The following is a 24,433-nucleotide window of genomic DNA, read 5'->3' as shown; positions in this document are numbered from 1 at the left end:
CGTGACATTTTGTCACACGTCGGACGCCCATTGGTCGCCCAAATTCCGAGGATCTGGCCCCGGTGAAGGCCATTTGAGAGCGGTCACAGCCTGGGCATGCTTGCTGCCGTTGAGGTCGGCTATGTCGACCGAACGCGATGTGCGCGACCCCATGACGACGAGACCCCGCGCAGCCCGACCCGCCGTGGCGCCTTACGTGGTGGGGATCGGCGCCTCGGCGGGGGGGCTCGAGGCGCTCGAGCACTTCTTCGACAACATCCCGAAGGAGAGCGGGATGGCCTTCGTCGTGGTCCAGCACCTGTCGCCGGACTTCAAGAGCCTGATGGACGAGATCCTCGGGCGCCGCACCGAGCTGCCCATTCACCTCGTCGAGAATGGCATGCTGGTCGAGCCCGACCACATCTATCTGATCCCGCCGAAGAAGGAGATGATCATCTCCGGCGACCGCCTCCTCCTCAGCGAGCGGGACCGCGACCAGGAGCTCGCGCTGCCGATCGACGTGTTCTTTCGATCCCTCGCGCAGGACTGCGGCCCGCGGGCGATCGCCGTGGTCCTCTCCGGGGGTGGGAGCGATGGCTCACGGGGGATCCGCGCGGTCCACGAGGCGGGCGGCCTGGTCGTCGTGCAGGACGTCGACAGCGCGCAGTTCGATGGGATGCCGAAGACCGCGCGTGACGCCGGCGTGGCCGACTGCGTCCTGCCTCCCCAGGACATGCCGCGCGTCCTCCTCGAGCACGTGAGGTCCGAGGGGCGCCGGCCGGAGCGGAGCGCGGCCGGCGTCGATCAGGGGATGAGCGCGGTCTACACGATGCTCGAGGAGCAGTTCGGCATCGACTTCACGCACTACAAACCGAGCACGGTCACCCGGCGCATCGAGCGACGAATCCAGCTCGCGCACACGGACGATATCGAACAGTACATCAAGCGCCTGAAGAGCGAGTCGAGCGAGCTCGACGTCCTCTACCGTGACCTCCTCATCGGCGTGACGCGCTTCTTCCGGAACGAGGAGGCGTTCGACATCCTCGAGCAGGAGGTGCTCCCCGAGCTCCTGCGCGCGGGGCCGCGCGACGCGCCGTTCCGCGTGTGGGTCGCCGGCTGCGCGACGGGCGAAGAGGTCTATTCGCTCGCCATCCTCCTCCACGAGCTCACGTCCCGGAGCGGCCACCGCCCGTTCAAGATCTTCGCGACCGACGTGCACCACGGATCGCTCGAGGTCGCGACGCGCGGGCTCTACGAGGAAGAGGCGGTGGTGAACGTCTCGCCCGAGCGCCTCGACCGGCACTTCATCCGGCGCGGGCGCAGCTACCAGATCGTCCCCGATCTGCGCCAGGCGGTCGTCTTCGCGCACCACAACGTGATCAAGGACGCGCCGTTCACGCGCGTCGACTTCATCAGCTGCCGTAACATGCTCATCTACCTCCAGCCGGCGGCGCAGCAGAAGGTCCTGAGCCTCTTTCACTTCGCGCTGAACCGCGGGGGCGTGGTCCTCCTCGGGCCCAGCGAGACCCCGGGGCACCTCGCGCACGACTTCGAGATCGTCGACAAGCAATGGCGGATCTACCGGAAGTACAGCGACCGGCGGATGCAGGTCGAGCCCCGCTTTCAGCCGGCGTCGCCGAAGGGCCAGAGCGCCCCGCGCTCGGGGATCAACGCGCCCGTCGCGCGCCACCCGGTGTCGCACTTGCTCGGGACCTACGACGCGCTGCTCGACGAGTTCATGCCTCCGAGCCTGCTCGTCAACGACGCCGGCGAGCTCGTCCACGCGTTCGGCGGCGCGAGCCGGTTCCTGAAGGTCAAGGATGGCAGACAGGGGCTCGACGCCTTCGAGATGCTGGATTGCGACCTCAAGATGGTGCTGACGGGGGGCCTGCAGCGCGTCATCAAGGAGCGCACGGCGATCGTGTTCAAGGGGGTGCAAGCGGAGGGCGGCGTCTACAAGATCACGATGCGCCGGGCCGAGAGCCGACGAGGTACCTTGCCCCACGTCCTGATCACCTTCGACGCGATCGAGGGGGCGCCGCGGCGGGCGGCGATCCCGGAGAAGGAGATCGACCTGGACGACGTCTCGCGCGAGCAGCTCGGCGCGCTCGAGGCGGAGCTCGGTTACACGAAGCAGACCTTGCAGGCGACGACCGAGCAGCTCGAGGCGAGCAACGAGGAGCTGCAGGCGGCGAACGAGGAGCTCCTCGCCTCCAACGAGGAGCTGCAGAGCACGAACGAGGAGCTCCAGAGCGTCAACGAGGAGCTCTACTCGGTGAACGCGGAGTACCAGCGGAAGATCGCCGATCTCACCGAGCTCGGAAACGACATGGAGAACCTCCTGTCGAGCACGGACATCGGCACCATCTTCCTCGACAAGGAGCTCAAGATCAGGAAGTTCACGCCGCAGATCGCGGAGAGCTTCAATCTGCTCTTGCAGGACGTGGGCAGGCCGATCGAGACGTTCACGTACGCGGTCGACCACCCGGAGCTCACCGAGGATCTCAAGCGCGTGCTCGCGACGGGGGAGCGCGTGGAGCGCGAGCTGCGCGATCGGCACAATCGCTCGTTCTTTCTCCGCATCCTCCCCTACCGCGCCAAGGGCACCGTCGCGGGGGTCGTGCTCACGCTCATCGACGTGAGCGGCCTGAAAGCGGCGGAGGACGCGCTCTTCCACGAGCGCTATCTCCTGAATAGCCTGCTCGGCAGCGTGCCCGACGCGATCTACTTCAAGGACGCGCGCGGCCGGTTCATTCGCACGAACCACGCCATGGCCGAGCGCCTCGGCCTCTCGGATCCGCGCGAGGCCGCGGGCAAGACCGGCTTCGAGCTGCCGGGGCACCGGACGGCGCTCGCCGTTCACCAGCAGGACGAGGTGGTGCTGCGGACCGGCGAGGCGCAGCATTACAAGCTGGAGAGGCGCTTGGGGCAGGATGGCGGCGTGGAGTGGGACCTCGTCACGCGGCTCCCGCTCATCGATGCCGCGCACCGCATCGTGGGCATCATCGGGATCTTCAGGAGCGTCACCGCGCAGAGGCGGTCGGAGGAGCAGATCAAGGACGCCGTACGAAGGCGAGACGAGTTCCTCGCCATGCTGTCGCACGAGCTCCGCAACCCCCTCGGCGCGATCGTCCACGCCACGGCGCTGCTCAAGGAAGATTGCGCCGCGTCGAACGGCGCGTCCGGGCTCGACGAGAAGGTCTTCCAGATCCTCGAGCGTCAGTCGGCGCAGATGGCGCGGCTGCTCGACGATCTGCTGGAGGCGAGCCGCGTCACGCAGAACAAGATCGAGCTCCGAAAGCGCGTGCTCGACCTCGGCGCCGTGGTGAAGGACGCCGCCGACGCGGTCAGGAACCTCATGGACACGCGCGGCGTCGATTTCACGGCGCTCGTCGATCCCGAGCCGATCTGGGTCGAGGGCGACCCGGCGCGGCTCCAGCAGGTCCACGTGAACCTGCTGAACAACGCCGCAAAGTACACGTCGCGGGGCGGTCATGTCACCCTGGAGGCCAGGCGCGTGGACGGGCACGCCGTGGTCCGTGTGAAGGACGACGGCGTCGGGATCCCGAAGGAGATGATCGACACCGTGTTCGAGCTCTTCGTGCAATCGAGCCGCACCCTGGACCGGTCGGCAGGAGGGCTCGGCGTGGGGCTCACGCTCGTCCGGGGCCTCGTCGAGAAGCACGGCGGCACCGTGAGCGCGCGCAGCGACGGGGAGGGCAAAGGCAGCGAGTTCGAGGTGCGGCTGCCGATCACCGAGCGGACGTCCGAGAAGGAGGCGACGCGCGGCTCGCACCTCGAGAAGTTCCCGAGGGGATCGCGGATCGTCGTCGTGGAGGACAACGCCGACAGCCGCGAGGCGCTCTGCGCGCTCCTGGCGCGCGCCGGGTTCGAGTGCCATTCGACGGACCACGGGATCTCGGGGATCGAGCTCATGGACGAGGTGCTCCCGCACGTCGCCATCGTGGACATCGGGCTGCCCGGGATCGACGGCCTCGAGTTCGCGCGCCGCGTGCGCGAGAAGCGCCAGCACGAGAACGTCTATCTGATCGCGCTCACCGGCTACGGGCAGCAGGGCGACCGCGAGAGGGCGCGCGGCGCCGGGTTCAACGAGCATCTCGTGAAGCCTGTCGATCTCGCCACGCTCAAGCGGCTGCTCGCCGACAGCGAGCCGATGGCCGGCGAGCGCCGCGCCTGAAGCGCTCGCCTTGATGGGCGTTCTGGCAGGCGCTCCGGGGTTTACCCGCCCGGCGGCGTGAGGGTCAATCGGGCGGTCGGCCTTGCGCTGGCCACCAGAACCTGAGAAAGAGAGCGGCATGAACGGGAAGATCTGCGTCGTCACCGGCGGCAACACGGGTATCGGCAAGGAGACGGCGCGTGGGCTGGCGCAGCGTGGCGCGACGGTGGTGCTGGCGTGCCGCGACGTGAACAAGGGCGAGGCCGCGCGCGACGACATCGCGCGCACCACCGGCCGCGGGGACGTGGCGGTGATCGCGCTGGATCTCGGGAGCAAGGCGAGTGTCCGGGCCTTCGGAGAGGAGCTCCGCGCGAAGCACGATCGACTCGATGTCCTGGTGAACAACGCGGGGGTGTGGCCGCGCTCGCGCAGCACGACGAAGGATGGGCTCGAGGCGACGTTCGGGGTGAACCACGTGGGCACGTCGCTGCTCACGCAGGAACTCCTGCCGCTGCTGAAGCGGAGCGCGCCGTCGCGGATCGTGGTCCTGTCGTCGGCTGTGCATTACCGCGGGCAGATGGGCTGGGACGATCTGCAGTTCGAGCGGCGGAAGTACAGCGCGTTTGCGGCCTACTGCCAGTCGAAGCTCGCGAACGTGCTCTTCACCAGGGCGCTCTCGCGGCGGCTCGAGGGCACCGGCGTCACGGTCAACGCGGTCCATCCGGGCGTGGTCGCGACGGAGCTCTCGCGCGATTACCCGAAGCTCGTCCTGAAGATCCTCAGCCTGTTCATGCTCACGCCCGAGCTGGGCGCGGCGTGCTCGCTGCACGTCGCCACCGCGCCGGATCTCGCCGGGGTGACGGGAGAGTACTTCGAGAAGAGCCGCATCAAGCCGGCGGCGGCGGCGGCGCTCGACGAGGCCGCGCAGGAGCGGCTCTGGAAGCTGACGGAGGCGCTGGCGGGGTAGTCGCCGCCGCGCGCTGGCCGCCTGGTCGCGCCGGAGCCCACACGAAACGTGGCGCCCGAGCCCTCGCCAGCGCCCTCGTCGAACCCTGGATGGCAGAAATCCTGGGAGACGAAGCTCCACCGGAAGACCTTTGTCACCGCCGCCTTCGTCGCCTTGCCTTCCACGTACACGCCGGCCGACAGCGACTCGAGGAGGGCCAGATCCTGCTCGGTCACGCCAGGACCCAGCCACTTCTTCACCTCGAGGTCGTCGTGGTGCTCGCGGTGCAGGGGCCCGATATAGTAGAAAAAGCCGCACTCGCCGGTGGCGAGGACCCTGGAACCGATGCCGGTACCTGAGGTCGAGTCGATAGAACTCGACGCCGAACAGGACGGCGAGCCCGTCGTCGTCCTCCTCCCCGAGGAGATCATACGATCCGAGTCAGCCCCCGGGTCCTTCAGAGATGGCTGACGAATTCTCGCGCTCGGCCCTGCCGCGCAGGCGGTATGCGCTCAGGTGCGCCGATCGCCGCCGCTGGCCGCAGGCGCGAGCACCCGCGCGGCCGGGCAAGCTCGACAACCGCGGGCGGCTCAGCGGGAGAACGACGTCATCGGGGGCGGTTCGAGCGAAGGAAGACCGGGGGCCGCGCGCGGGCGGCAGATTCCGTTCGTCCAGCTGTGGCACAAGCGCTACGAGAGCGACAAGGCACACGCATGGCTGCGCGGGCACACGCGCGAGACCCTTCAGGCCATCTGTCGTGGAGAGAGGTAGCTCAGGAGCACAGGCTCTTTCTATTCGCCTTCTTCCGCCGGCGGAGGCCGCTCGCCCGCGGCGACCTGGAGCTCGCGGACGATCGACAGCAGGGCCGGACAGCAGAAGCGCTCGACCACGGAACCGTCGGAGGCGAGCTCGAAGCTCGGCGGCCCGCCGTGCATCGGGCAGGCCACCTCGGCGTACTTCGACTCGAGATCTTTCAGAACGCTGTCGTCGACCTCGCGGACCTCGACGTCTGCGGTCGCGGTCGCTCCCTCTTTCTCGTATGTCGCCATGCGACGCACGCTAGCACGAAGCGCGTCGCTGCCCGCGGCGCCTGAGCGACCTCTGCCATCGAGGCAGGGCGCTGGAGCCCGCGCGGTCGACCCAGGCCAGCTCGCAAGCAGCCCGCGCGATCCTGGGCGCGCCGCCCGAGATCGAGAGACAAAATAGCAGCGCCGCCGGGCGCCTCGGGGGGAAGCGGAGGCCGCCGGCGGTGCTGGTCGGGGGATAAGCATCCCCCGTACCAGGTCCATCCCTGCGGATTTCCCCGCATTTTTGTCTCGGACATCGACATGCGGTTTCGATCCTGCGAGGGCGGCCTTGCACCGTTGCAGGACCGCGAGGCGCGCCCGCCCGCCGGGCCGATTCTCTTCCGCGGCGGTCGTGGTGGGGGCTAGCTTCGACCGCATGAACCGCCTGCGCACGATCTCCGCCATCACCCTGGCGCTGCCGCTGCTCGCGGCGTGCAGCGCGCCTGCGCCGAGGCCGCCGGACGGACCGGCCGCGGCCCCCGGCGCCGCGGCCCCGCCGCCGCTCGCTGCGCCCGCCGCGTTCCCGGCAGGGGGAGCTCGCCTGCCGTACCCGCAGACCGCGAAGCGGCCGGTCGCGAACGAGTACCATGGCACCAAGGTCGTCGACGACTACCAGTGGCTCGAGGACGCGAACGCTCCCGAGGTCCAGCGCTGGATCGCGGAGCAAAACCGGCTCTCGCGCGGCTACCTCGACGCGCTGCCCGCGCGCAGCGCGGTCCGGGCGCGCGTGCAGGAGATCCTGTCGGCGACCTCCGCGAACTACTACGCGCTCGACGACGCCGGCGGGCAGCTCTTCGCGCTCAAGGACCAGCCGCCCAAGCAGCAGCCGTTCCTGGTGGTCCTGAGGTCGGCGAGCGAGCCCGCCTCCGAGCGGATCCTCGTCGACCCGGAGGTCGTCGACCCGAAAGGGCACACGACCATCGACTGGTTCGTCCCGTCGCGCGACGGCAAGAAGGTCGCTGTCTCCCTCTCCGAGGGCGGCACCGAGAACGGCACCGTGCGCGTCTACGACGTCGCGACAGGCAAGGAGACGGGCGACACCATCCCTTACGCGAGCAGCGGCACGGCGGGCGGCAGCGTCGCCTGGAGCGGCGACGGCAAGGGGTTCTACTTCACCCGCCACCCGCGCCCCGGCGAGCGCCCGCAGGAGGACATGGGCTTCTTCCAGCAGATCTACTTCCACAAGCTCGGCGCGCCGGAGAAGGAAGACACGTACTCGCTCGGCAAGGAGTTCCCCCGCATCGCCGAGGTGGAGCTCACGACGAGCGAGAGCGGCAGGCTCGTGCTCGCCAGCGTGCAGAACGGCGATGGAGGCGAGTACTGGCACTACCTCCTCGACGCCTCGGGCCGATGGACCCGCTTCGCCGACCTGCCCGACAAGATCATCCACGCCGGGTTCGGCGACGACGATCGGCTCTATCTCCTGTCGCGCAAGGACGCGCCGCGCGGCAAGGTGGTGCGCCTCGCGCCGGGCAAGCCGGATCTCGCGAAGGCGGAGCTCGTGGTGCCCGAGAGCGAGGCGGTGATCCAGGGCTTCTTGCCCACGAGGGGGCGGCTCTACGTCCGGGATCTGCTCGGCGGCCCGTCCCAGGTCCGCGTCTTCGATCTGAAGGGCAAGGCGCTGGGGACCGTGCCGACCCCGCCGGTCTCGTCGGTGCGGCAGCTCGTGCGCGCGACCGGCGACGACATCCTCTTCCGCGGGGTCAGCTACACCGAGCCGGCGGCCTGGTTCGCGTACTCGGCCAGGGACGGCAGGGTGACGAAGACGCCGCTCGCGATGGCCTCCCCCGTCTCTTATGCCGACGTGGAGGTCGCCCGCGAGACGTGCGCCTCGAAGGACGGGACCCAGGTGCCCATCAGCATCCTGCGCCGCAAGGACACGGTCCTCGACGGGACCGCGCCGGCGCTGCTCACCGGATACGGAGGTTACGGGCTCAGCGTATCTCCCGGGTTCAACCCGATCTGGCGGCTGTGGTTCGACCAGGGAGGGGTGTTCGCGGTCGCCAACCTGCGGGGCGGCGGCGAGTTCGGCGAGGCGTGGCACCGCGGCGGCAATCTGACGAAGAAGCAGAACGTCTTCGACGACTTCGCGGCGTGCGCGAAGCACCTCGTCGACCGGCGCATGACGAGCCCGGACCGGCTCGCGATCCTCGGCGGCTCGAACGGCGGCCTGCTGATGGGCGCGCAGCTCACGCAGCACCCGGAGATGGTCAAGGCGGTGGTCTCGCACGTCGGCATCTACGACATGCTCCGGGTGGAGCTCACGCCGAACGGGGCGTTCAACGTGACCGAGTTCGGCACGGTGAAGGACCCGGAGCACTTCAAGGCGCTCCACGCCTACTCGCCGTACCACCACGTCAAGGGCGGGACCGCGTACCCGGCCACGCTGCTCCTGACGGGCGCGAACGACGCGCGGGTGGACCCGTTCCACTCGCGGAAGATGGCGGCGCGGATGCAGGCGGCCACGTCGAGCTCGGCGCCCATCCTGCTCAGGGCGAGCGGCTCGACGGGCCACGGGATCGGGACGCCGCTCGCGGAGGAGATCGAGGAGCAAGCCGACGTGTTCGCGTTCCTCTTCAAGCAGCTCGGGCTCGAGGCGGCGCCGGCGAAGGAGAAGGCGGCGCTCCGGTGACCGAGCGTCCGCGGCCGCCGGGGGGGGGGCGGCCGCGGAGCCGGGCCGCTCCAGCCGGACGGGAACGTGCAACAGGCGTTGACGCCCACGAGATCGGTCCCACGTCGAGCGCAAGGGGAAGTGCAGGTGATGGCCGCCTCGGTGGTCGTCAGCGTGCCCGTGGTGGCCGGGTTTCTGCTGCTCCAGCGCTACCTCGTCCAGGGGCTCACCGCGGGCGCCGTGAAGACCTGAGCGGCCGGGACAGACGTTCGCGTCGATCCAGGCCCGCCATGATCAGGAGCTATGACGGCGCCATCGAGACATGATATGCGAGCTTCATGTCCAGAGACGTCGAGCTCCAGTGTCGTTGCGGAAAGGTCCACGGATGGCTGTGCGACGCCTCGCCGAGCACGGTGAACCGCGCCGTCTGCTACTGCGGCGACTGTCAGGCGTTCCTGCACCATCTCGGTCGCGCGGAGCTGCTCGACGAGCACGGCGGCTCGGACATCGTGCAGGTCGCTCCTTCGTCGATCTCGTTCGACCGCGGCAGCGAGCTCGTCACCGCCGTGCGCCTCACGCCGAAGGGCCTCTATCGCTGGTACGCGAGCTGTTGCAAGACGCCGCTCGGCAATACGGTCGCGCCGCGACTGCCGTTCGTCGGCATCGTCACCGAGCTGTTCCAGCACGCGCCGAGCGCGCTCCCGTGCGACGAGGTCTTCGGCGCGCCGCGCGGCGGGATCTTCGGCAAGTTCGCCGTCGGGGAGCCGCCTCCCGGGTCGGTGAAGCCGAACGTGCGCCTCCTCGCGCGCACGATCCGGAAGGTGCTCGGCTGGAAGCTGCGCGGCAAGGCGTGGCCACACCCGTTCTTCGACCGCGCGAGCGGCCATCCGAAGCACCCGATCACGGTGCTTTCCCCGGCCGAGCGCGACGCGCTGCGCCCGCTGTGCGGCCCGCGCCCCGCGCGCGGATGATCCACGCCACGAGCTCGCGCTTCGCCTCCAGCGCGCCGAGCCCGTGGCTGAACCCGACGTCCCGCACCGCCTGGTGCTGCTGGCGCAGCACCCCGGAAGCACGGAACTGCTGCTGGCGCAGCACCCGCTGCCCGCTTCACGTGAGTTTCGTCCGTTAAAACGGATCCGGATCTTGGCACGCCGCCTGCATTTCTCTGCAATTACCAGCTGAGCACGCGTCGGCGAGGAGCGCGACCCCGGCTTCGAGGGCTCGACCACGAGCGACACGATGCCAGCCGCACCCGCTTGTCCTCATTCGCAATCCCATGAAGCACCTGTCGGTTCGCCTCGCCGCCGTGTCGTTCGCGTTGATCCGCCTCGTGGACCGCTGTCCTTCGTACGACAGAGAGGGCAACCCGAGGTAGCCGGCGCTCCGGCTCGATACGTCACCTTAACAGGCCAAGCGAACGCGGCCCGGCGGTCCTGCCGGCGACCGCGCGAGGAGAATACCATCATGGGAACCACGCAGTTCAAGAAGCCGTCGCGCTCGAGGGCGCTCCGCGCCAACCTCGATTACCCGGTCATCGACACCGATCTGCACACCATCGAGTTCGCGCCGATCCTGGAGGACTACATCGCGAAGTACGGCGGTGCGAGCGCGGTCGACGAGTTCCGCAAGGCCATCAACCAGGGCTTCGGCTACCTGAGCAACGAGTGGTACGAGCTCTCGCCGGAGCAGCGCGCCGCCCGGCGCGCGACGCGGCCGCCGTGGTGGGCTCTTCCGACGAAGAACACCCTGGACCTCGCGACGGTGTCGCTGCCCCGGCTGCTGCACGAGCGCCTGGAGGAGTCCGGGACGGACTACGCCGTTCTGTTCCCGAACGTCTCCACCTTCGCCACCCACGTGGGCAAGCAGGATCTCCGTCGCGTGCTCGTCCGCGCGGTCAACCACTACCACGCCGACGTCTACCGGCCTTACGCCGACCGGCTCACCCCCGTCGCCGCCATCCCGCTGCACACCCCGGAGGAGGGCGTGGAGGAGCTCGAGTTCGCGGTCAACCAGCTCGGCCTGAAGGTCGCGCTCATCCCGGGCAACCTCCGCCGGCCCATCCGGGAGATCGCCGACAAGTATCCGTCGCGCCACCATCCCGACGTCGCGCGGCACGCGAACTGGCTCGACACGTTCGGCGTGGACAGCGAGCACAACTACGATCCGTTCTGGGCCAAGGCGGTCGCGCTCAAGACCGTGTTGACCACCCACTCCGCGGGGATGGGGTGGACGAGCCGCAGCTCGGTCACGAGCTACATGTACAACCACATCGGCCACTTCGCCTCTGCCTCGGAGGCGCTGGCGAAGTCGCTCTTCTTCAGCGGAGTGACGCGGCGATTCCCGGATCTTCGCGTCGGCTTCCTCGAAGGGGGCGCGGCCTGGGGCGCGACGCTCTACGCCGATCTCGTCGGCCACTGGGAGAAGCGCAACGGAAAGGCCGTTCAGAACTACAACCCCGATCACATCGACGCCAAGCTGCTCCACGCGCTGTACCAGGAGTACGGCGGCAAGGAGGTCGAGGCGCGCCTCGGCGACATCAACGCCGTCCTCGGCGGCGCGCTCGGCGTGTCGAACAACTCCCGGAGGCAGCCGCAGGATCCGGGCGCGCTCGACGACTTCGCGGCGGCGGGCATCGAGCGGATCGAGGACATCCGCGATCGCTACGTGCCGAACTTCTACTTCGGCTCGGAGGCGGACGACCCGACCATCGCGTACGCGTTCAACACCAAGGTGAACCCGCTCGGCGTGCAGCTCAACGCCTTCTGGGCGTCGGACAGCGGGCACTGGGATGTTCCGGACCTCACCGAGGTGCTCGCGGAGACGTGGAGCCTCGTCGAGCGCGGGGCGCTGACGGAGGCGAACTTCCGCGACCTCGTGTTCACGCACCCGTACAACTTCTTCGCCGGCAAGAACCCGGAGTTCTTCAAGGGCACCGCCGTGGAGCAGAAGCTCCGGAAGGTGAAGGCGGCCTGACAGGCCGGGCGCCGCGCCGGGCTCGCCCTCATGAGCCCCGCGCGGCGCCGACGCGGAGCCGAGCCTCGAGCTCCGCAGGGCCCAGGTAGACCCGCCTGCGACACTCCAATCATGCGTGACGATACAACGAGCTTTCGGGATCGATGGATGACAACGTTTGACCCTTCGAAAAGAGCCTTATGGGCGGCCCTCGCGTGCGGGCTCGTCCTCGGCGCGGGACGGGCACACGCGCAGGGCGCACCCGGCGCTGCGCAGCCGGCGGCGCCCGCCGCACCCGGCGCTGCGCCCGCCGCACCCGATGCAGCGCCCGCCGCGCCCGCCGCAGCGCAGCCCGCCGCACCCGGCGCGGGCTCCCCTCCGGGGGACGCCGCGGCGCCGCAGCCAGGCGCCGGCGCCGCGGCGGCGGAGCCCGCGGCCGAGATACCGGACTACGATCCCAACGAGGTGACGCAGGACGATCTGCGGGGGTTGAGCTCCGATGTAGAAAATTTCAAGTTTCAATGGCAGCGCGAGCGTGACCTGCACACCGCCCGCACGACCCGCGGCCTCCTCATCGGGGGGGTCGTCCAGACGCGCGTCGGGTGGAGCGACGAGGCCGTGAACTCTGCGACCGTCAATGACCGCAGGGCGACGTTCAGCATCGGCGCGGCGCTCCTCTCGTTCAACGGCTCGCTCTATCGAGACTACGAGGAAGGGCGCAACCTGACCTACCAGCTGCGCTTCGGCGCCTCGCCGCAGCAGGCCACGAACAACAGCTTCCTCAACCTCCTCGACGCGCAGATCTCGTACTCTCCGGTCCCCACGATCAGCCCGGAAGAGTCCACCCTCCTGATCACCCTGGGGCAGCAGCTCTTGCCGTTCGGCCTGGAGGTGCCGGCCAGCGAGGAGCTCAAGCCGGTCATCACCAACGCCCAGTTCACGAGCAGGCTGGGGCTCGCCCGGCGCGACATCGGGCTCATCATCCGCGGCGACCTGTTCCCTCAGGTCGACTACGGCTACGATTACCGCGTCGGCACGCTGGCGTACGCGTTCGGCGTCATCGACGGGAACGGCCCCAACACGACCGACGACAATACCGAGAAGGACTTCATCGGGCGCCTCGCGTTCACCGTGCCGACCGACTACCACTCGTGGCTCCGGCAGATCACGCTGGGCGGGAGCGTCTATTTCGGCTGGCAGAACACGTTCCTCAAGGACGAGAAGAAGACGCTGTCGGGGAAGGGGATCAAGCGCCGGTACGGCGCCGATCTCTACTACAACCACTTCCCGTTCGGGATCACGTACGAGTTCATCTACGGCCAGGACGAGGTGACGCTCGGCACGACGGCCGAGGACCCGCGGAAGACCGAGCTGCAGAGCGTCTCGCACGTGGCGACGTTCTTCTACAGCTTCGGCGCGCAGTTCCTGAAGAGCATGAGGAACCAGGGGAGGTACGACGACTGGTGGCCGAAGACCTACCAGCCGTTCATCCGCATCGACACGTTCGATCCGGACATCGACCAGGCGAGGAGCCGCGTCGACACCTACACGCTCGGTCTCAACGTGTTCTTCGCGGAGACGTCGAAATTTCAGCTGAACTACAACAGGCGGAACGACCGCGCGGACACGCTCGGGGCGGGGAACGAGGTGCTCGCTCAGCTCCAGGGCGGCTTCTAGGCGCCAGTTCGCCCGTAGACAGATGCAGGAAGAAGGCACTTCATGAAAAGACTTATCACGATACTGAAGCTCGCTTTTGTGGTGTTCCTGGCGCTCCCGGCGGGCGCGGCGCTCGCGGACGCACCGAAGGTCATCCGGATCGGGTTCGCCAGCGTCGGCGTCGGCAACCGGCCCGTCGTCGGCGGGAGCAGCCTGAGCGTGGTGCACGGGCGAGGGCTCCTCGAGGAGGAGTTCAAGCGCGACAACGTGAAGATCGAGTGGTCGTTCTTCCGGGGGGCGGGCCCCGCCGTGAACGAGGCCTATGCCAACGGCCTCCTCGACTTCGCGCTGCAGGGCGATCTCCCGTCGACCATCGGGAGGGCCGGGGGGCTGAAGACCAAGCTCCTCGCGGGGACGGCCATCCGGCAGCACACGTACCTCGCGGTGCCGGCCGACTCCCCCGTGACGTCGCTGGCCGACCTGAAGGGCAAGAAGGTCGCGATCTTCAAGGGGACGAACATCCAGCTCGCGATCGCGAAGATCCTCGCGGGGAGCGGGCTGACGGAGCGCGACCTGCGCGTCATCAACATGGACACCGCGACCGCCAAGGCGGCGCTGGCGACCAAGGACATCGACGCTGCGTTCGGTGGGACCGACCTCCTGTCGCTCAGGGACCAGGGGATCGTGAAGATCGTCTACTCGACAAAGAACCAGTCGCCGACGTTCCTCCGGAACGCTCACCTGATCGTCACCGAGGAGTTCGCGAACAAGTACCCGGACGCGACGAAGCGGGTGGTGAAGGTCCTCGTCCAGGCGGCCCACTGGGTCTCGGAGAACGAGAAGAACCCGGCCGCCGTCTACCAGCTGTGGTCGAAGTCCGGGGTGCCCTTCGCGAACTACAAGGAGGACCACACGGGCGAGTCGCTGAAGGTCCGTTCGAGCCCCGTCTTCGACGAGTTCCTGATCGCCCGCTACAAGAGCGCCGTCGCCGACGCGAAGAAGTTCGGGCTCATCCGGAACACGTTCGACGTCGACGCGTGGATCGATCAGCGCTTCCTGAGGGAAGCGCTCAAGGAGCTGAACCTCGAGCGCTACTGGCCGGAGTTCGACGCGGGCGGCAACCTGAAGCGCCCCGGCAGCTGAGCTCCGCTCGCGCTTCAAAGCCGGATAGCCGAGCGCGACCGCCGCCGTGAGCCAGGCGGCGGTCGCGCTGTGAGAAAGGCACTCAAGAGATGACTCAGTCCACAGTTCACAGCGATCAGCCGGACATTGCGTACAACCTCGCGCCGTCGCGGGCGGCGCTCCCCGGCACGGCGGTCTCGCGGCTCGGGTCGAAGGCGGCGAGCGCGGCGCTCGGGCTCTGCCTCCCGGCGGCGCTCTTCGTCGCGTGGACCGTGGCGGCGGAGCGCGAGCTCGTCCCGCCGCAGATCCTCCCCGCGCCGGGCGTCGTCTGGGCGACCCTCGTCGATCTGGTGCGCACGGGGGACCTGCCCAGCAACATCGCCATCAGCCTTGGACGCGTGCTCGCCGGGTTCGCCGCGGGCAGCGCCGCCGGCCTGCTGCTCGGCGTCGGCATGGGGCTCTCGCGGCGCGTCGAGGACTACCTGCATCCGACGTTCAAGGCGCTCAGCCAGGTGCCCGTCCTCGGCTGGCTGCCGCTGCTCATGATGATCGTGGGCATCGGCGAGCCGCTCAAGCTCATCATCATCGCGCAGGCGAGCCTCATCCCGATCGCCCTGAACACGCTCCAGGGCATCCGCGGCGTGCCCCGCTCGTACTTCGAGGTCGCGCGGGTCTATCGGTTCTCGCGCGCGCAGCTGCTCCGCAAGGTGGTGCTCCCCTCGGCGGTCCCCTCGATCTTCGTCGGGATACGGTACGGGCTCACGCAAGCGTGGCTCGCGCTGGTGACCGTCGAGCTGCTCGCGTCGTCCGAGGGGCTCGGGTACCTGATCGTGTGGGGGCGGCAGCTCTTCCAGCTCGACCTGGTGCTCGCGTCCATCCTCGTCGTGGGCGTCGTCGGCCTCCTGCTCGACTCGGGGCTCGGGAAGATCGAGGCGCGCCTCCTCCACTGGCGGCGCGGGGCGGTGTGACCTCTCGCGAGGCGGTCCTATCATGAACTCAAAAGCTCACTTCTTCATCGGCGCGAGGGCGCGCCGGGGTCTGTCGCTCCCGATCGCCCTGCTCGCGGGCTGGACGCTCGCCTGCGCGTATGGCCTCGTCAACACCCACATCCTGGTCCCGCCGCACGCGGTCTTCGCGGCCGCGAAGGCGCAGCTCGCGAGCGGCAGTCTCCTCGAACACCTGCAGGCGAGCCTCGCCCGGGATCTCGCCGGGTTCACCCTGGGTACGACGGCCGGCCTCCTGGTCGGCGGCGCGATGGGGTTGTCGCGCCTCACCGACAGGCTGCTCGGCCCGAGCTTCCACGCCGCGAAGCAGGTGGCGCTGTTCGCGTGGATCCCGCTCATGTCCGTGTGGCTCGGGTCCGGCGAGGCCGCCAAGGTCGTCTTCATCGCGCTCGCGGCGTTCTATCCGGTGGTCGTGAACACCCACGAGGGTGTCCGGAGCGTCGGGTTGGAGCACATCGAGGTCGCCCGCGTGTTCAGGTTCTCGCGCTGGCAGGTCCTGCGCAAGGTCATCCTCCCGGCGGCCACGCCGTCGATCTTCGCGGGCGTGCAGCAGGCGCTCATCTACGCGTGGCTTGGCACCATCGGCGCCGAGTACCTGCTGGAGCCCGCTCCGGGCGTGGGCAACCTGATGACCGACGGACGCGAGCGGTTCGCCATGGACATCGTGCTGCTCGGCGTGATCGTGACGGGCCTCGTCGGGTTCGGGCTGAACACCGTCGCCTCGGTCGTGGAGAGCCGCCTGCTCCGCTGGCGCGTCCGCAGCGTGTGACAATTCAAGGAGTCGATCATGAGTGAGCCCGAAGTCATCAGCATTCGAGATGTGAGCAAGAAGTACGTCGTCAAGGACGAGGTGCTCCCGGTCCTGGACGGGCTGAACCTGACCATCGAGCCCGGCGAGTTCGTGAGCATCGTGGGCACGAGCGGGTGCGGCAAATCGACGCTCCTCAAGCTGGTCATCGGCCTCGACGACGACTACCAGGGCGAGATCCTCGTCGGCGGATCGCGCGTCCGGGGGACGAGCCTCGATCGAGGCATCGTGTTCCAGGAGCACCGGCTGTTCCCGTGGCTCACCATCGAGCAGAACGTGGCGCTCGGGCTGGAGAACTCGACGTGGTCGAGCGACGAGAGGGCGCGGGCCGTCGAGGAGCACATCGCCCTCGTGGGCCTGTCCGGCTTCGAGCGCGCCTATCCGCACCAGCTCTCCGGCGGGATGGCGCAGCGGGCGGCCATCGCCCGCGGGCTCGTCAACAGGCCGAGCATCCTGCTCCTCGACGAGCCGTTCGGCGCGCTCGACGCGCTCACGCGCACGAAGCTGCAGCAGGAGCTCCAGCGCATCTGGCAGCAGGAGGGGATCACCATGGTCCTCGTGACCCACGACGTGGAAGAGGCGGTGTTCCTGGGCGACAGGGTGGTCGTGCTCCAGCCGCGGCCGGGGCGCATCAAGCGCGTCGTCCCCGTCGGCGTCCCGCACCCGCGCGATCGGACGGACCACGCGCTGAAGACCCTCGCGGACGAGGTGCGCAGCTACATCCTCGAGACGCCGAGAGGCTCGTAGGAGCTCGGGCGAGGCAGGGAGCTCCCCGGCCTCGAGTGGCGCTCTTCCAGGTGGTCCTCCGCCGATCGCCGCATCTGCTGACAGTACCAGCATATTTCATTGTCGGTGTAATGCTTGGCGCTGCGGTGCGCGGAGGTGAACGTCCACCGCGGGCAGCCGCCGTGCCGCGCCGGACCCCGATTTTCCCTGCGGGCCGCGCAATCGCCTCACCGGTGCGAGTTGTCACTTGGCAAGATCGGTTCATCCGCTATAATGGATGCGCATCCGTTGGTGAAGTACACGGCGAACGTCTATGACAATACCGCTGCTTGCACTCCCTCATGTCGGCTCCACTCCTCCATCGGTCCGCGCGAGGGCATTCGTCTTCGAGGATCCGCGATCGCGGGAGCTGCTCGAACGCATCCACCAGCTCGCGCCGAGCGACGCGACGCTGCTGATCACGGGCGAGACAGGGACGGGGAAGGAGATCGTCGCCCGCCATATTCATGAGCTGAGCCGCCGCAACAAGGAGCCCTTCGTCACGGTGAACTGCGGCGCATGGTCCGAATCGTTGATCGAGAGCGAGCTCTTCGGTCACGAGCGGGGCGCGTTCACCGGGGCGATCGGGGCCAAGGCGGGCTGGTTCGAGTCGGCGGACGGCGGCACGCTGTTCCTCGACGAGATCGGCGATCTGTCGCTGCCGCTGCAGGTGAAGCTGCTCCGGGTGCTGCAGGAGCGCGAGGTCGTGCGGCTCGGGTCGCGCCAGCCGATACCCATCGACGTGCGGCTCATCGCGGCGACCAACGTCAACCTGGAAGAGGCGGTGGTCGCGCGCAAGTTCCGCGAGGATCTGTTCTATCGCTTGAACGTCGCGACGCTCGCGCTCTCGCCTTTGCGCGAGCGGCCCGGCGACATCCTCGCGCTCGCGCGTTACTTCCTCGACCTTTACACGAGCCGGCTCGGCTCCGGCGCCGTCACGCTCACGCGGGAGGCCGCGGAGCGCCTGGTGGAGCACCCCTGGCCTGGCAACATCCGCGAGCTGGAGAACGCGATCCATCACGCCCTCCTGGTGTGCCACGGCAGCCGGATCGCCGTGGCCGATCTGCGGCTCTCCACGCTCCAGCCGAAGACGCCGGCGCCGCCGCCCGGCAATGCGCAGCGGAGCTCGCTGGAGGACGCGCTGCTCGACCTCTTCGACCAGAATGTCCCGAACCTCTACGAGCACGTCGAGGAGACGATCATCCGCGCCGCCTACCAGTACTGCGAGCGCAACCAGCTCCAGACAGCGAGGTTGCTCGGCATCAGCCGGAACGTGGTGCGCGCTCGCCTCGCCCAGTTCGGCGAGCTCGCGCGGCGCTCGCGCTCGTGCACCCCCGCCCCTGGCGCAGCCGCGTGCGGGGCGGGCGGCCCTCTCAACCACTCCGGCAAGATCGAGACGGGCGCCCCCGCGAGCGCGCTTGGATGAGCTCAGCACAAGTAGGAGCAGGCATGAGCAACAAGATCGAGTTTCACAACGTGAGCAAGACGTTCGCCGTCAAGGGGCCGTCGGGGTCGAAGGAGGGCGCGCGGTTCACGGCGATCGAGGACCTCTGCCTCGACGTGCGGGCGGGCGAGCTGATGGTCCTCGTCGGGCCGAGCGGTTGCGGTAAATCGACGCTGATCGACCTGCTCGGCGGGCTGTCCAAGCCGAGCAGCGGGAAGCTCCTGCTCGACGGCAAGCCGATCACGGGCCCGGCCCTCGATCGGGGGATCGTGTTCCAGCAGTATGCGCTCTTCCCCTGGAGGACGGCGCTCGAGAACGTCGAGTTCGGCCTCGAGGCCAAGGGCGTCCCGGTGGGCCAGCGCCGGGACATCGCCCGCAGCTACCTGGATCTGGTGAGCCTCTCGGGCTTCGAGGATCGGCATCCACACGAGCTGTCGGGCGGCATGAAGCAGCGCGTGGCCATCGCCAGGAGCCTCGCCTACGACCCGGAGGTGCTGATGATGGATGAGCCGTTCGCGGCGCTCGACGCGCAGACGCGGGAGTCGCTGCAGGCCGAGCTGCTCCGTATCTGGGAGAAGTCGCGCAAGACGATCCTCTTCATCACGCACAGCATCGATGAGGCGGTGTTCCTCGGTCAGCGGGTCGCGGTCATGACCTCGCGGCCCGGCCGCGTGAAGCGGGTCATCGACATCCCGCAGGAGCTCCGGGGCTACGAGGACGCGCGGTCGACGCCGGAGTTCGGCCGGCTGCGCCACGAGATCTGGACGCTCCTGCGCGAGGAGGTGCTCAGGGCAGAGGAACAGGAGCGGAGCAAGAAGCTCAAGCTCGCACTGGAGAGCCGCGCCGTCGCGGTCGCGGTCAATGGCTAGCCTGGAACAATCGCTCGATCTGCGCGAAGAGGCGCAGCCGACGCACCTCCTCTCCGACGTGGGGAGGTGGCTCGGCCGCGCCGTCGCCCGCTCCGGGATCCTGCTGCTCGTGGCCGCCATCTGGGAGACGGCGCCGCGGGTGGGCCTCGTGGAGCCGGCGTTCTTGCCGCCGCTCTCCGAGGTCCTGGCGACCGGGTGGCAGCTCCTCCAGAACGGGCAGCTCCTGAGTCACATCAAGGCGAGCCTGTCGCGCTCCCTGCTCGGCTTCACCCTCGCGATCGTGATGGGCGTGCCGCTCGGGCTCGCGATCGGGTGGTACAAGGGGGTGGCGGACGCCATCAACCCGCTGCTCGAGGTGCTGCGCAACACCGCGGCGCTCGCGCTCCTGCCGGTGTTCCTCCTCCTGCTCGGGATCGGCGAGGCCTCCAAGGTGTCGCTCGTGATCTACTCGTGCACGTGGCCGATCCTCCTCAACACGATCAGCGGCGTGCGCGGGGTCGATCCGCTGCTCATCAAGTCGGCGCGGACCATGGGTCTCTCGTCCATCCAGCTGTTCCGCAAGGTGATCCTGCCGGCGGCCGTCCCGACGATCTTCGTGGGCATCCGCCTCTCGGGCGCGTACTCCCTGCTCGTCCTCGTCGCGGCGGAGATGATCGGGGCCAAGGCGGGGCTCGGTTACCTCATCATCTACGCACAGTACAACTTCCAGATCCCGAGCATGTATGTCGGCATCCTGACGATCACGACGCTCGGACTGGCGTTCAATCACCTGCTCATGCGCGTCGAGCGGCGCTTCACGTCGTGGAAGGTCGCCCCGAAGGAGTGAGCCCGCGGCCGCGCGAGCGCCCCGCGTCGCGGCGCCATGGCGCTCACCCCCGCACACGGAAAGAGAGGACCACGTGAATCGCATCATCCTGGGTCGAACCGGCCTGGAGGTCAGCGTGCTCGGTCTGGGCGCCGGCGGCGACAGCCGGCTCGGCGCCGGGCGCATCGCCGAGGCCGACTCGCTCCGGCTCGTCCATGCCGCCATCGAGCGGGGCGTGAACTTCATCGACACGGCGGAGGCGTACGGGACCGAGGCGCTCCTCGGGAAGGCGCTCCGCGAGGTGCCGCGCGAGCGCGTGGTGCTCTCGACGAAGAAGACGACGCGCCTCGATGCGCCGGTGCGGCCCGAGGACGTGGTCTCGTCGCTGCACGCGAGCCTGGAGCGGCTCGGCACGGACCACGTCGACGTCTATCACCTGCACGGCGTGCTCCCGCACCACTACGCCGACCTGCGCGAGCGGATCGTCCCTGTCCTCCTGCGCCTGCGCGAGCAGGGGAAGATCCGGTTCCTCGGCATCACGGAGGCGTTCGCCGCCGACCCGTCGCACGCGATGCTCGAGCAGGCGCTTCGAGACGACCTCTGGGACGTGGTGATGGTCGGGTTCAACCTCCTGAACCAGTCGGCGCGGACGAGCGTGTTCCCGCTGACGCGGGCGAAGAACGTCGGCACGCTGATCATGTTCGCGGTCCGGCGCGCGCTGAGCCGACCCGAGCGGCTGAGAGAGCTCCTCGCCGACCTGGCAGCGCGGGGCAAGGTGTCGCCCGAGCTCGCCGCCGAGGGGCTGGATGGCCTCCTGGAGGGGGAGCACATCGCCTCGCTGCCGGACGCGGCGTACCGCTTTTGCAGAGACGAGCCAGGCGCTCACGTGATCCTGTCGGGGACGAGCAGCGCGGCGCACCTGCTGGAGAACGCGCGATCGATCGACGCCCCGCCGCTGACGGCGAGGGCCCGCGAGCGCCTCATCGAGGCGTTTGGGCGGGTCGACGACGTGTCGGGTCATTGAGGGGAGGGGCCCGCGGCGGGCGAGATGCGGCCTGCGCAGCACGAGCTGCTGACCGCGTGCTCATACCGCAGCACCCGGCGCGCGAGACCCCGAAAGATCGCGCGAAGACGCCTGGCACGGCGCGTGCGATAGCGGCGATGGCGAGGATGAGGACAGGGGCGAAGACGCGGAGCAGGGCGTCGCCCCGCCGACAACGTCCGGAATAACCCCTTCACCTGGAGCATCCCATGAGCGGACTCAGTCTTTCCTTCGATACACCGCAGCTCGCCCAGCAATACGAGGTCCGCAGCGCCGAGCGGCAGTTCCTCCACGGCCAGCGGCTGATCGCCGAGCTCGGCGTCCGCGCGGGCGAGCACGTGCTCGACATCGGGAGCGGCACCGGGCTGCTCGCGGAGCACGTGGCGGGCCTGGTGGGGCCGACCGGCAAGGTGCTCGGGATCGACCCGCTCCCCCTGCGGATCGAGATCGCCCAGCGCAAGGCGCGGCCGAACCTGTCGTTCCAGGTCGGGAACGCCTATGCGCTCGGCGAGCTCCCGGCGGGCAGCTTCGATGTCGTGTACCTCAACGCCGTCTTTCACTGGCTCCCCGAGAAGGCGGAGCCGCTGAGGCAGATCCATCGCCTGCTCAAGCCGGGTGGCCGGCTCGGGATCACCACGGGCGCGAAGGACCAGCCGAACCGGCTGCAGAGCATCAAGAAGCAGGTGCTGTCGAGGGAGCCGTACGCCCGGTACCCGGAGGCCCAGGCCGGCACGCCCCACTGGGTCACGGCGCAGGAGCTCGCCGAGCTGCTCAGCGGCGCCGGCTTCACCGCGCAGAGGATCGAGGCGCAGGCGAACGTCCACCATCAGCCCGACGGCAACACCGCCATTGCGTTCTCGCAGGCGAGCTCGTTCGGCAACTTCCTCGGGCACCTGCCCGAGTCGCTGCGGAGCCAGGCCATCGAGGACATCAAGCGCGAGCTCGAGGCCTTCCGGACGCCCGAGGGCATCCGGCTCGAGGGAAAGAGGCTCTTCGCCATCGCGCACAAGCCCGCGTCGCACTGAGCCGGCCTGTCCGTCTGCCGACGGCCGTCCCGCGACGTCATCCCAGTTTGTCCATCGGCCGAATGGCCACGAGGAGAGAGAGACGCATGAGCGCCCAGGTCAATCCCACAAGCAATGTTCTCGAGATCGTGCCGGTCGCCGGCCGGATCGGCGCGGAGGTGCGCGGCGTGCGCCTCTCGGCCGATCTCGACGCCGCGACCGTCAGCGAGATCCGCAAGGCATGGCTCCGTTACAAGGTGATCTTCTTCCGGAACCAGCAGCACCTCGACGATGGAAGCCAGGAGTCGCTGACCGCGCTGTTCAGCGGCAAGCCGGTCGCGCACCCGACGGTCCCGGTCGTGCAGGGCACCGAGTTCATTCATGAGCTCGACTCGCGGTACGGCGGTCGCGCCAACTCCTGGCACACCGACGTGACGTTCGTCGACGCGTACCCGAAGGCATCGATCCTCCGGGCGCTCGTTGTCCCGCCGTACGGCGGCGACACGGTCTGGGCCAACACGGTGGCCGCGTACGAGGACCTCACGCCCGCGCTCCGCGAGCTCGCCGACAAGCTGTGGGCGGTCCATAGCAACCAGTACGACTACCAGGCGCGAAAGCCGAAGTCCTCGGCGGAGGACGTGCGTCGCTATCACGAGGTGTTCACGTCGACCGTCTACGAGACCGAGCACCCCGTTGTGCGCGTCCACCCGGAGACCGGGGAGCGCGCGCTGGTGCTCGGGCACTTCGTGAAGAACCTCGTCGGCGTCTCGTCCCATGACTCCGCGCACCTCTTCCAGGTGCTCCAGGAGCACGTGACGCGCCTCGAGAACACCGTGCGGTGGCGCTGGGCCGTGGGCGACGTGGCGGTCTGGGACAACCGCGCCACGCAGCACTATGCGATCAACGATTACGGCGACCAGCACCGCGTGGTGCGCCGGGTGACGGTGGACGGGGACGTGCCCGTCAGCGTCGACGGTCGGCGCAGCGCCACGCGCAGCAAGGCGCCGCGCGCTTCCTCGACGAAGCGCGAGGGCGCCGGCGCCTCGGCCGAGGCCTGATTTCCCTGTTGTTCGGCTTGGAGGTTCGTGCCGATGGGCAGGCCAGGATGATGGCGCGGCCAAGTCGTCGGCCTCTCCGGCGCCGCTCACCCGATCTGCGGCACCCCGCGGCGCCAGTACGTGTGAAACTCAGAGCAGTCGCGAAACCAGCCTAGTCTCATGTCGTGGTCGGTCTCGTTCGCGAACCATTTGCGGTTGAGCGGTCCGAACGCTCCCTTGACCTCGTCGAGCGAGCCGCGAGCGACCAGCTGCAGCACGGCTCGTATCTCCTCGAAAAACAGCGCCGCGTCCCATCGGTCTCTGAGCTTCGCGGGGCGCTTCGTGTCGTCTTCGAAGACGCCGGCGATCCACTCCCTCATGGTGTAGTGACCGAGGAACGCCTGATAGAGCATGCTCGCGCCGCCGACCTTGAGCAGCACGAACGCATGACCCCAGTAGGGCATCACCTCCCCGATCGAGATATCCAATCTGAAGACGCCGTCTCCCAGCTCCCAGGCTCGCTCGAACCCTTCCCAGTCGTCCCGGCGCCCATCACGCATGCTCGGACCATCTTCTCCGGTGAGCACCTCGAACGCCGCCCTAGCGTTCCCCGAGCACTGGTCTCCAGAGATGGTGTTGCTCCTCTGCAACATGGCGTCGGCATCAGCGATGGCCCGCAGGTCGGCGAGCGACGGACCGATGGCCACGTTTCCCAGCGGCACATAGGCACGGGCTGGCCGGAACCGATCGGTGCAACTGCCGAACATGGCGTCGAGGATCCACCACCGCTGAGCCACGGCGGGCGCCGGCGCCGTCCGGCCGGCCGGTGCGCCCGCCGCGCGCCGTTGCTGAGCCACCGCGGCGGCGTGTGGTGGCCGCTGCTGGCTCACCGTGGCGGGGTGCGGCGCCTTCGGCTGCACCACCGTCGCCGGGTGAGGCGGCAGCCCCTTGCGTTGCGCCACGGTCGCCGGGTGCGGCGGGCGCGCGCCCTCCCCCCGGCCGTCTCCGCCCCCTCGTGTGCCATCGCTCACCGGCGAGCTCCAACCATCGTCGCGTAACGCTGCCGGGCGGCGCCCCCTCGGGCCAAGTTCCCTTCTCCCTCCCCCCTCCCGCAGCCCGGGCGAGCATCGGGAGCGGGGGAGGGC

At 68.9% G+C, this 24,433-nt stretch carries 20 protein-coding genes and 1 pseudogene; 19 read left to right on the top strand and 2 right to left on the bottom strand.

What is annotated here, in order from left to right:
* Positions 1-151 precede the first annotated feature (151 nt).
* The 3 genes from WMF17_RS32205 to WMF17_RS32195 all read left to right on the top strand — a co-directional run bounded on the left by WMF17_RS32205 (position 152) and on the right by WMF17_RS32195 (position 5,573).
* Entirely contained in the window at positions 152-4,177 is a 4,026-nt protein-coding gene (locus WMF17_RS32205) for a chemotaxis protein CheB (protein ID WP_437597053.1), read from the top strand.
* A 118-nt stretch (positions 4,178-4,295) separates the two neighbouring features.
* Positions 4,296-5,123, top strand: coding sequence for an SDR family oxidoreductase (locus WMF17_RS32200; RefSeq protein ID WP_437597052.1), 828 nt, complete (start codon positions 4,296-4,298; stop codon positions 5,121-5,123).
* A gap of 324 nt (positions 5,124-5,447) precedes the next feature.
* A complete protein-coding gene (locus tag WMF17_RS32195; protein ID WP_437597051.1) occupies positions 5,448-5,573 on the top strand; it encodes a hypothetical protein in 126 nt (41 codons plus the stop codon).
* A 320-nt stretch (positions 5,574-5,893) separates the two neighbouring features.
* On the opposite strand, the gene WMF17_RS32190 is transcribed toward WMF17_RS32195, so the two are convergent.
* Positions 5,894-6,151, bottom strand: coding sequence for a hypothetical protein (locus WMF17_RS32190; RefSeq protein ID WP_437597050.1), 258 nt, complete (start codon positions 6,149-6,151; stop codon positions 5,894-5,896).
* Between the two features lie 394 nt (positions 6,152-6,545).
* Between WMF17_RS32190 and WMF17_RS32185 the strand changes: the two genes are divergently transcribed.
* The 16 genes and pseudogenes from WMF17_RS32185 to WMF17_RS32110 all read left to right on the top strand — a co-directional run bounded on the left by WMF17_RS32185 (position 6,546) and on the right by WMF17_RS32110 (position 23,309).
* A complete protein-coding gene (locus WMF17_RS32185) occupies positions 6,546-8,801 on the top strand; it encodes a prolyl oligopeptidase family serine peptidase (protein WP_437644816.1) in 2,256 nt (751 codons plus the stop codon).
* Between the two features lie 123 nt (positions 8,802-8,924).
* Positions 8,925-9,032 (top strand): annotated as a pseudogene (locus WMF17_RS32180) (carbohydrate ABC transporter permease); the annotation flags it as partial.
* An 86-nt stretch (positions 9,033-9,118) separates the two neighbouring features.
* Entirely contained in the window at positions 9,119-9,751 is a 633-nt protein-coding gene (locus tag WMF17_RS32175; protein WP_437644814.1) for a DUF6151 family protein, read from the top strand.
* 43 nt (positions 9,752-9,794) lie between these two features.
* Complete coding sequence (locus WMF17_RS32170; protein WP_437644812.1) at positions 9,795-9,962, top strand: hypothetical protein; 168 nt, start codon at positions 9,795-9,797, stop codon at positions 9,960-9,962.
* Between the two features lie 282 nt (positions 9,963-10,244).
* On the top strand, positions 10,245-11,753 hold the full coding sequence (locus WMF17_RS32165) for an amidohydrolase family protein (protein ID WP_437644810.1): 1,509 nt from the start codon (positions 10,245-10,247) through the stop codon (positions 11,751-11,753).
* Between the two features lie 444 nt (positions 11,754-12,197).
* Positions 12,198-13,409: a porin gene (locus WMF17_RS32160; RefSeq protein WP_437644808.1), complete on the top strand. Its 1,212-nt coding sequence runs from the start codon at positions 12,198-12,200 to the stop codon at positions 13,407-13,409.
* Positions 13,410-13,451: 42 nt separating this feature from the next.
* Entirely contained in the window at positions 13,452-14,531 is a 1,080-nt protein-coding gene (locus WMF17_RS32155; protein ID WP_437597044.1) for an ABC transporter substrate-binding protein, read from the top strand.
* An 89-nt stretch (positions 14,532-14,620) separates the two neighbouring features.
* Positions 14,621-15,478, top strand: coding sequence for an ABC transporter permease (locus WMF17_RS32150; protein ID WP_437597043.1), 858 nt, complete (start codon positions 14,621-14,623; stop codon positions 15,476-15,478).
* 22 nt (positions 15,479-15,500) lie between these two features.
* A complete protein-coding gene (locus WMF17_RS32145) occupies positions 15,501-16,283 on the top strand; it encodes an ABC transporter permease (protein WP_437644806.1) in 783 nt (260 codons plus the stop codon).
* A gap of 18 nt (positions 16,284-16,301) precedes the next feature.
* The gene (locus WMF17_RS32140) at positions 16,302-17,069 is read left to right on the top strand and encodes an ABC transporter ATP-binding protein (RefSeq protein ID WP_437644804.1); all 768 of its coding nucleotides are present in this window, start codon (positions 16,302-16,304) and stop codon (positions 17,067-17,069) included.
* A gap of 292 nt (positions 17,070-17,361) precedes the next feature.
* Positions 17,362-18,513 carry a sigma-54 interaction domain-containing protein gene (locus WMF17_RS32135; RefSeq protein WP_437597040.1) on the top strand — a complete coding sequence of 384 codons (1,152 nt, stop codon included), beginning with the start codon at positions 17,362-17,364 and terminating at the stop codon, positions 18,511-18,513.
* Between the two features lie 23 nt (positions 18,514-18,536).
* Positions 18,537-19,400 carry an ABC transporter ATP-binding protein gene (locus tag WMF17_RS32130; protein ID WP_437644802.1) on the top strand — a complete coding sequence of 288 codons (864 nt, stop codon included), beginning with the start codon at positions 18,537-18,539 and terminating at the stop codon, positions 19,398-19,400.
* Positions 19,393-20,226, top strand: coding sequence for an ABC transporter permease (locus WMF17_RS32125; RefSeq protein WP_437644800.1), 834 nt, complete (start codon positions 19,393-19,395; stop codon positions 20,224-20,226). The genes WMF17_RS32130 and WMF17_RS32125 overlap by 8 nt, the downstream gene beginning before the upstream one ends.
* 73 nt (positions 20,227-20,299) lie before the next feature.
* Complete coding sequence (locus WMF17_RS32120; RefSeq protein WP_437644798.1) at positions 20,300-21,229, top strand: aldo/keto reductase; 930 nt, start codon at positions 20,300-20,302, stop codon at positions 21,227-21,229.
* A 227-nt stretch (positions 21,230-21,456) separates the two neighbouring features.
* Positions 21,457-22,272 carry a class I SAM-dependent methyltransferase gene (locus WMF17_RS32115; RefSeq protein WP_437597035.1) on the top strand — a complete coding sequence of 272 codons (816 nt, stop codon included), beginning with the start codon at positions 21,457-21,459 and terminating at the stop codon, positions 22,270-22,272.
* Between the two features lie 86 nt (positions 22,273-22,358).
* The gene (locus tag WMF17_RS32110) at positions 22,359-23,309 is read left to right on the top strand and encodes a TauD/TfdA dioxygenase family protein (protein ID WP_437644796.1); all 951 of its coding nucleotides are present in this window, start codon (positions 22,359-22,361) and stop codon (positions 23,307-23,309) included.
* 86 nt (positions 23,310-23,395) lie between these two features.
* Here the strand turns inward: WMF17_RS32110 and WMF17_RS32105 are convergent, their stop codons facing one another.
* On the bottom strand, positions 23,396-24,250 hold the full coding sequence (locus tag WMF17_RS32105) for a hypothetical protein (protein ID WP_437644794.1): 855 nt from the start codon (positions 24,248-24,250) through the stop codon (positions 23,396-23,398).
* Between the last annotated feature and the right edge of the window lie 183 nt (positions 24,251-24,433).

It is taken from the genome of Sorangium sp. So ce362 (assembly GCF_051519845.1).
GTDB lineage: Bacteria > Myxococcota_A > Polyangia > Polyangiales > Polyangiaceae > Sorangium.
Note: the sequence above shows the minus strand (reverse complement) of the source record. Positions and strands in the feature narration are given on the sequence as shown.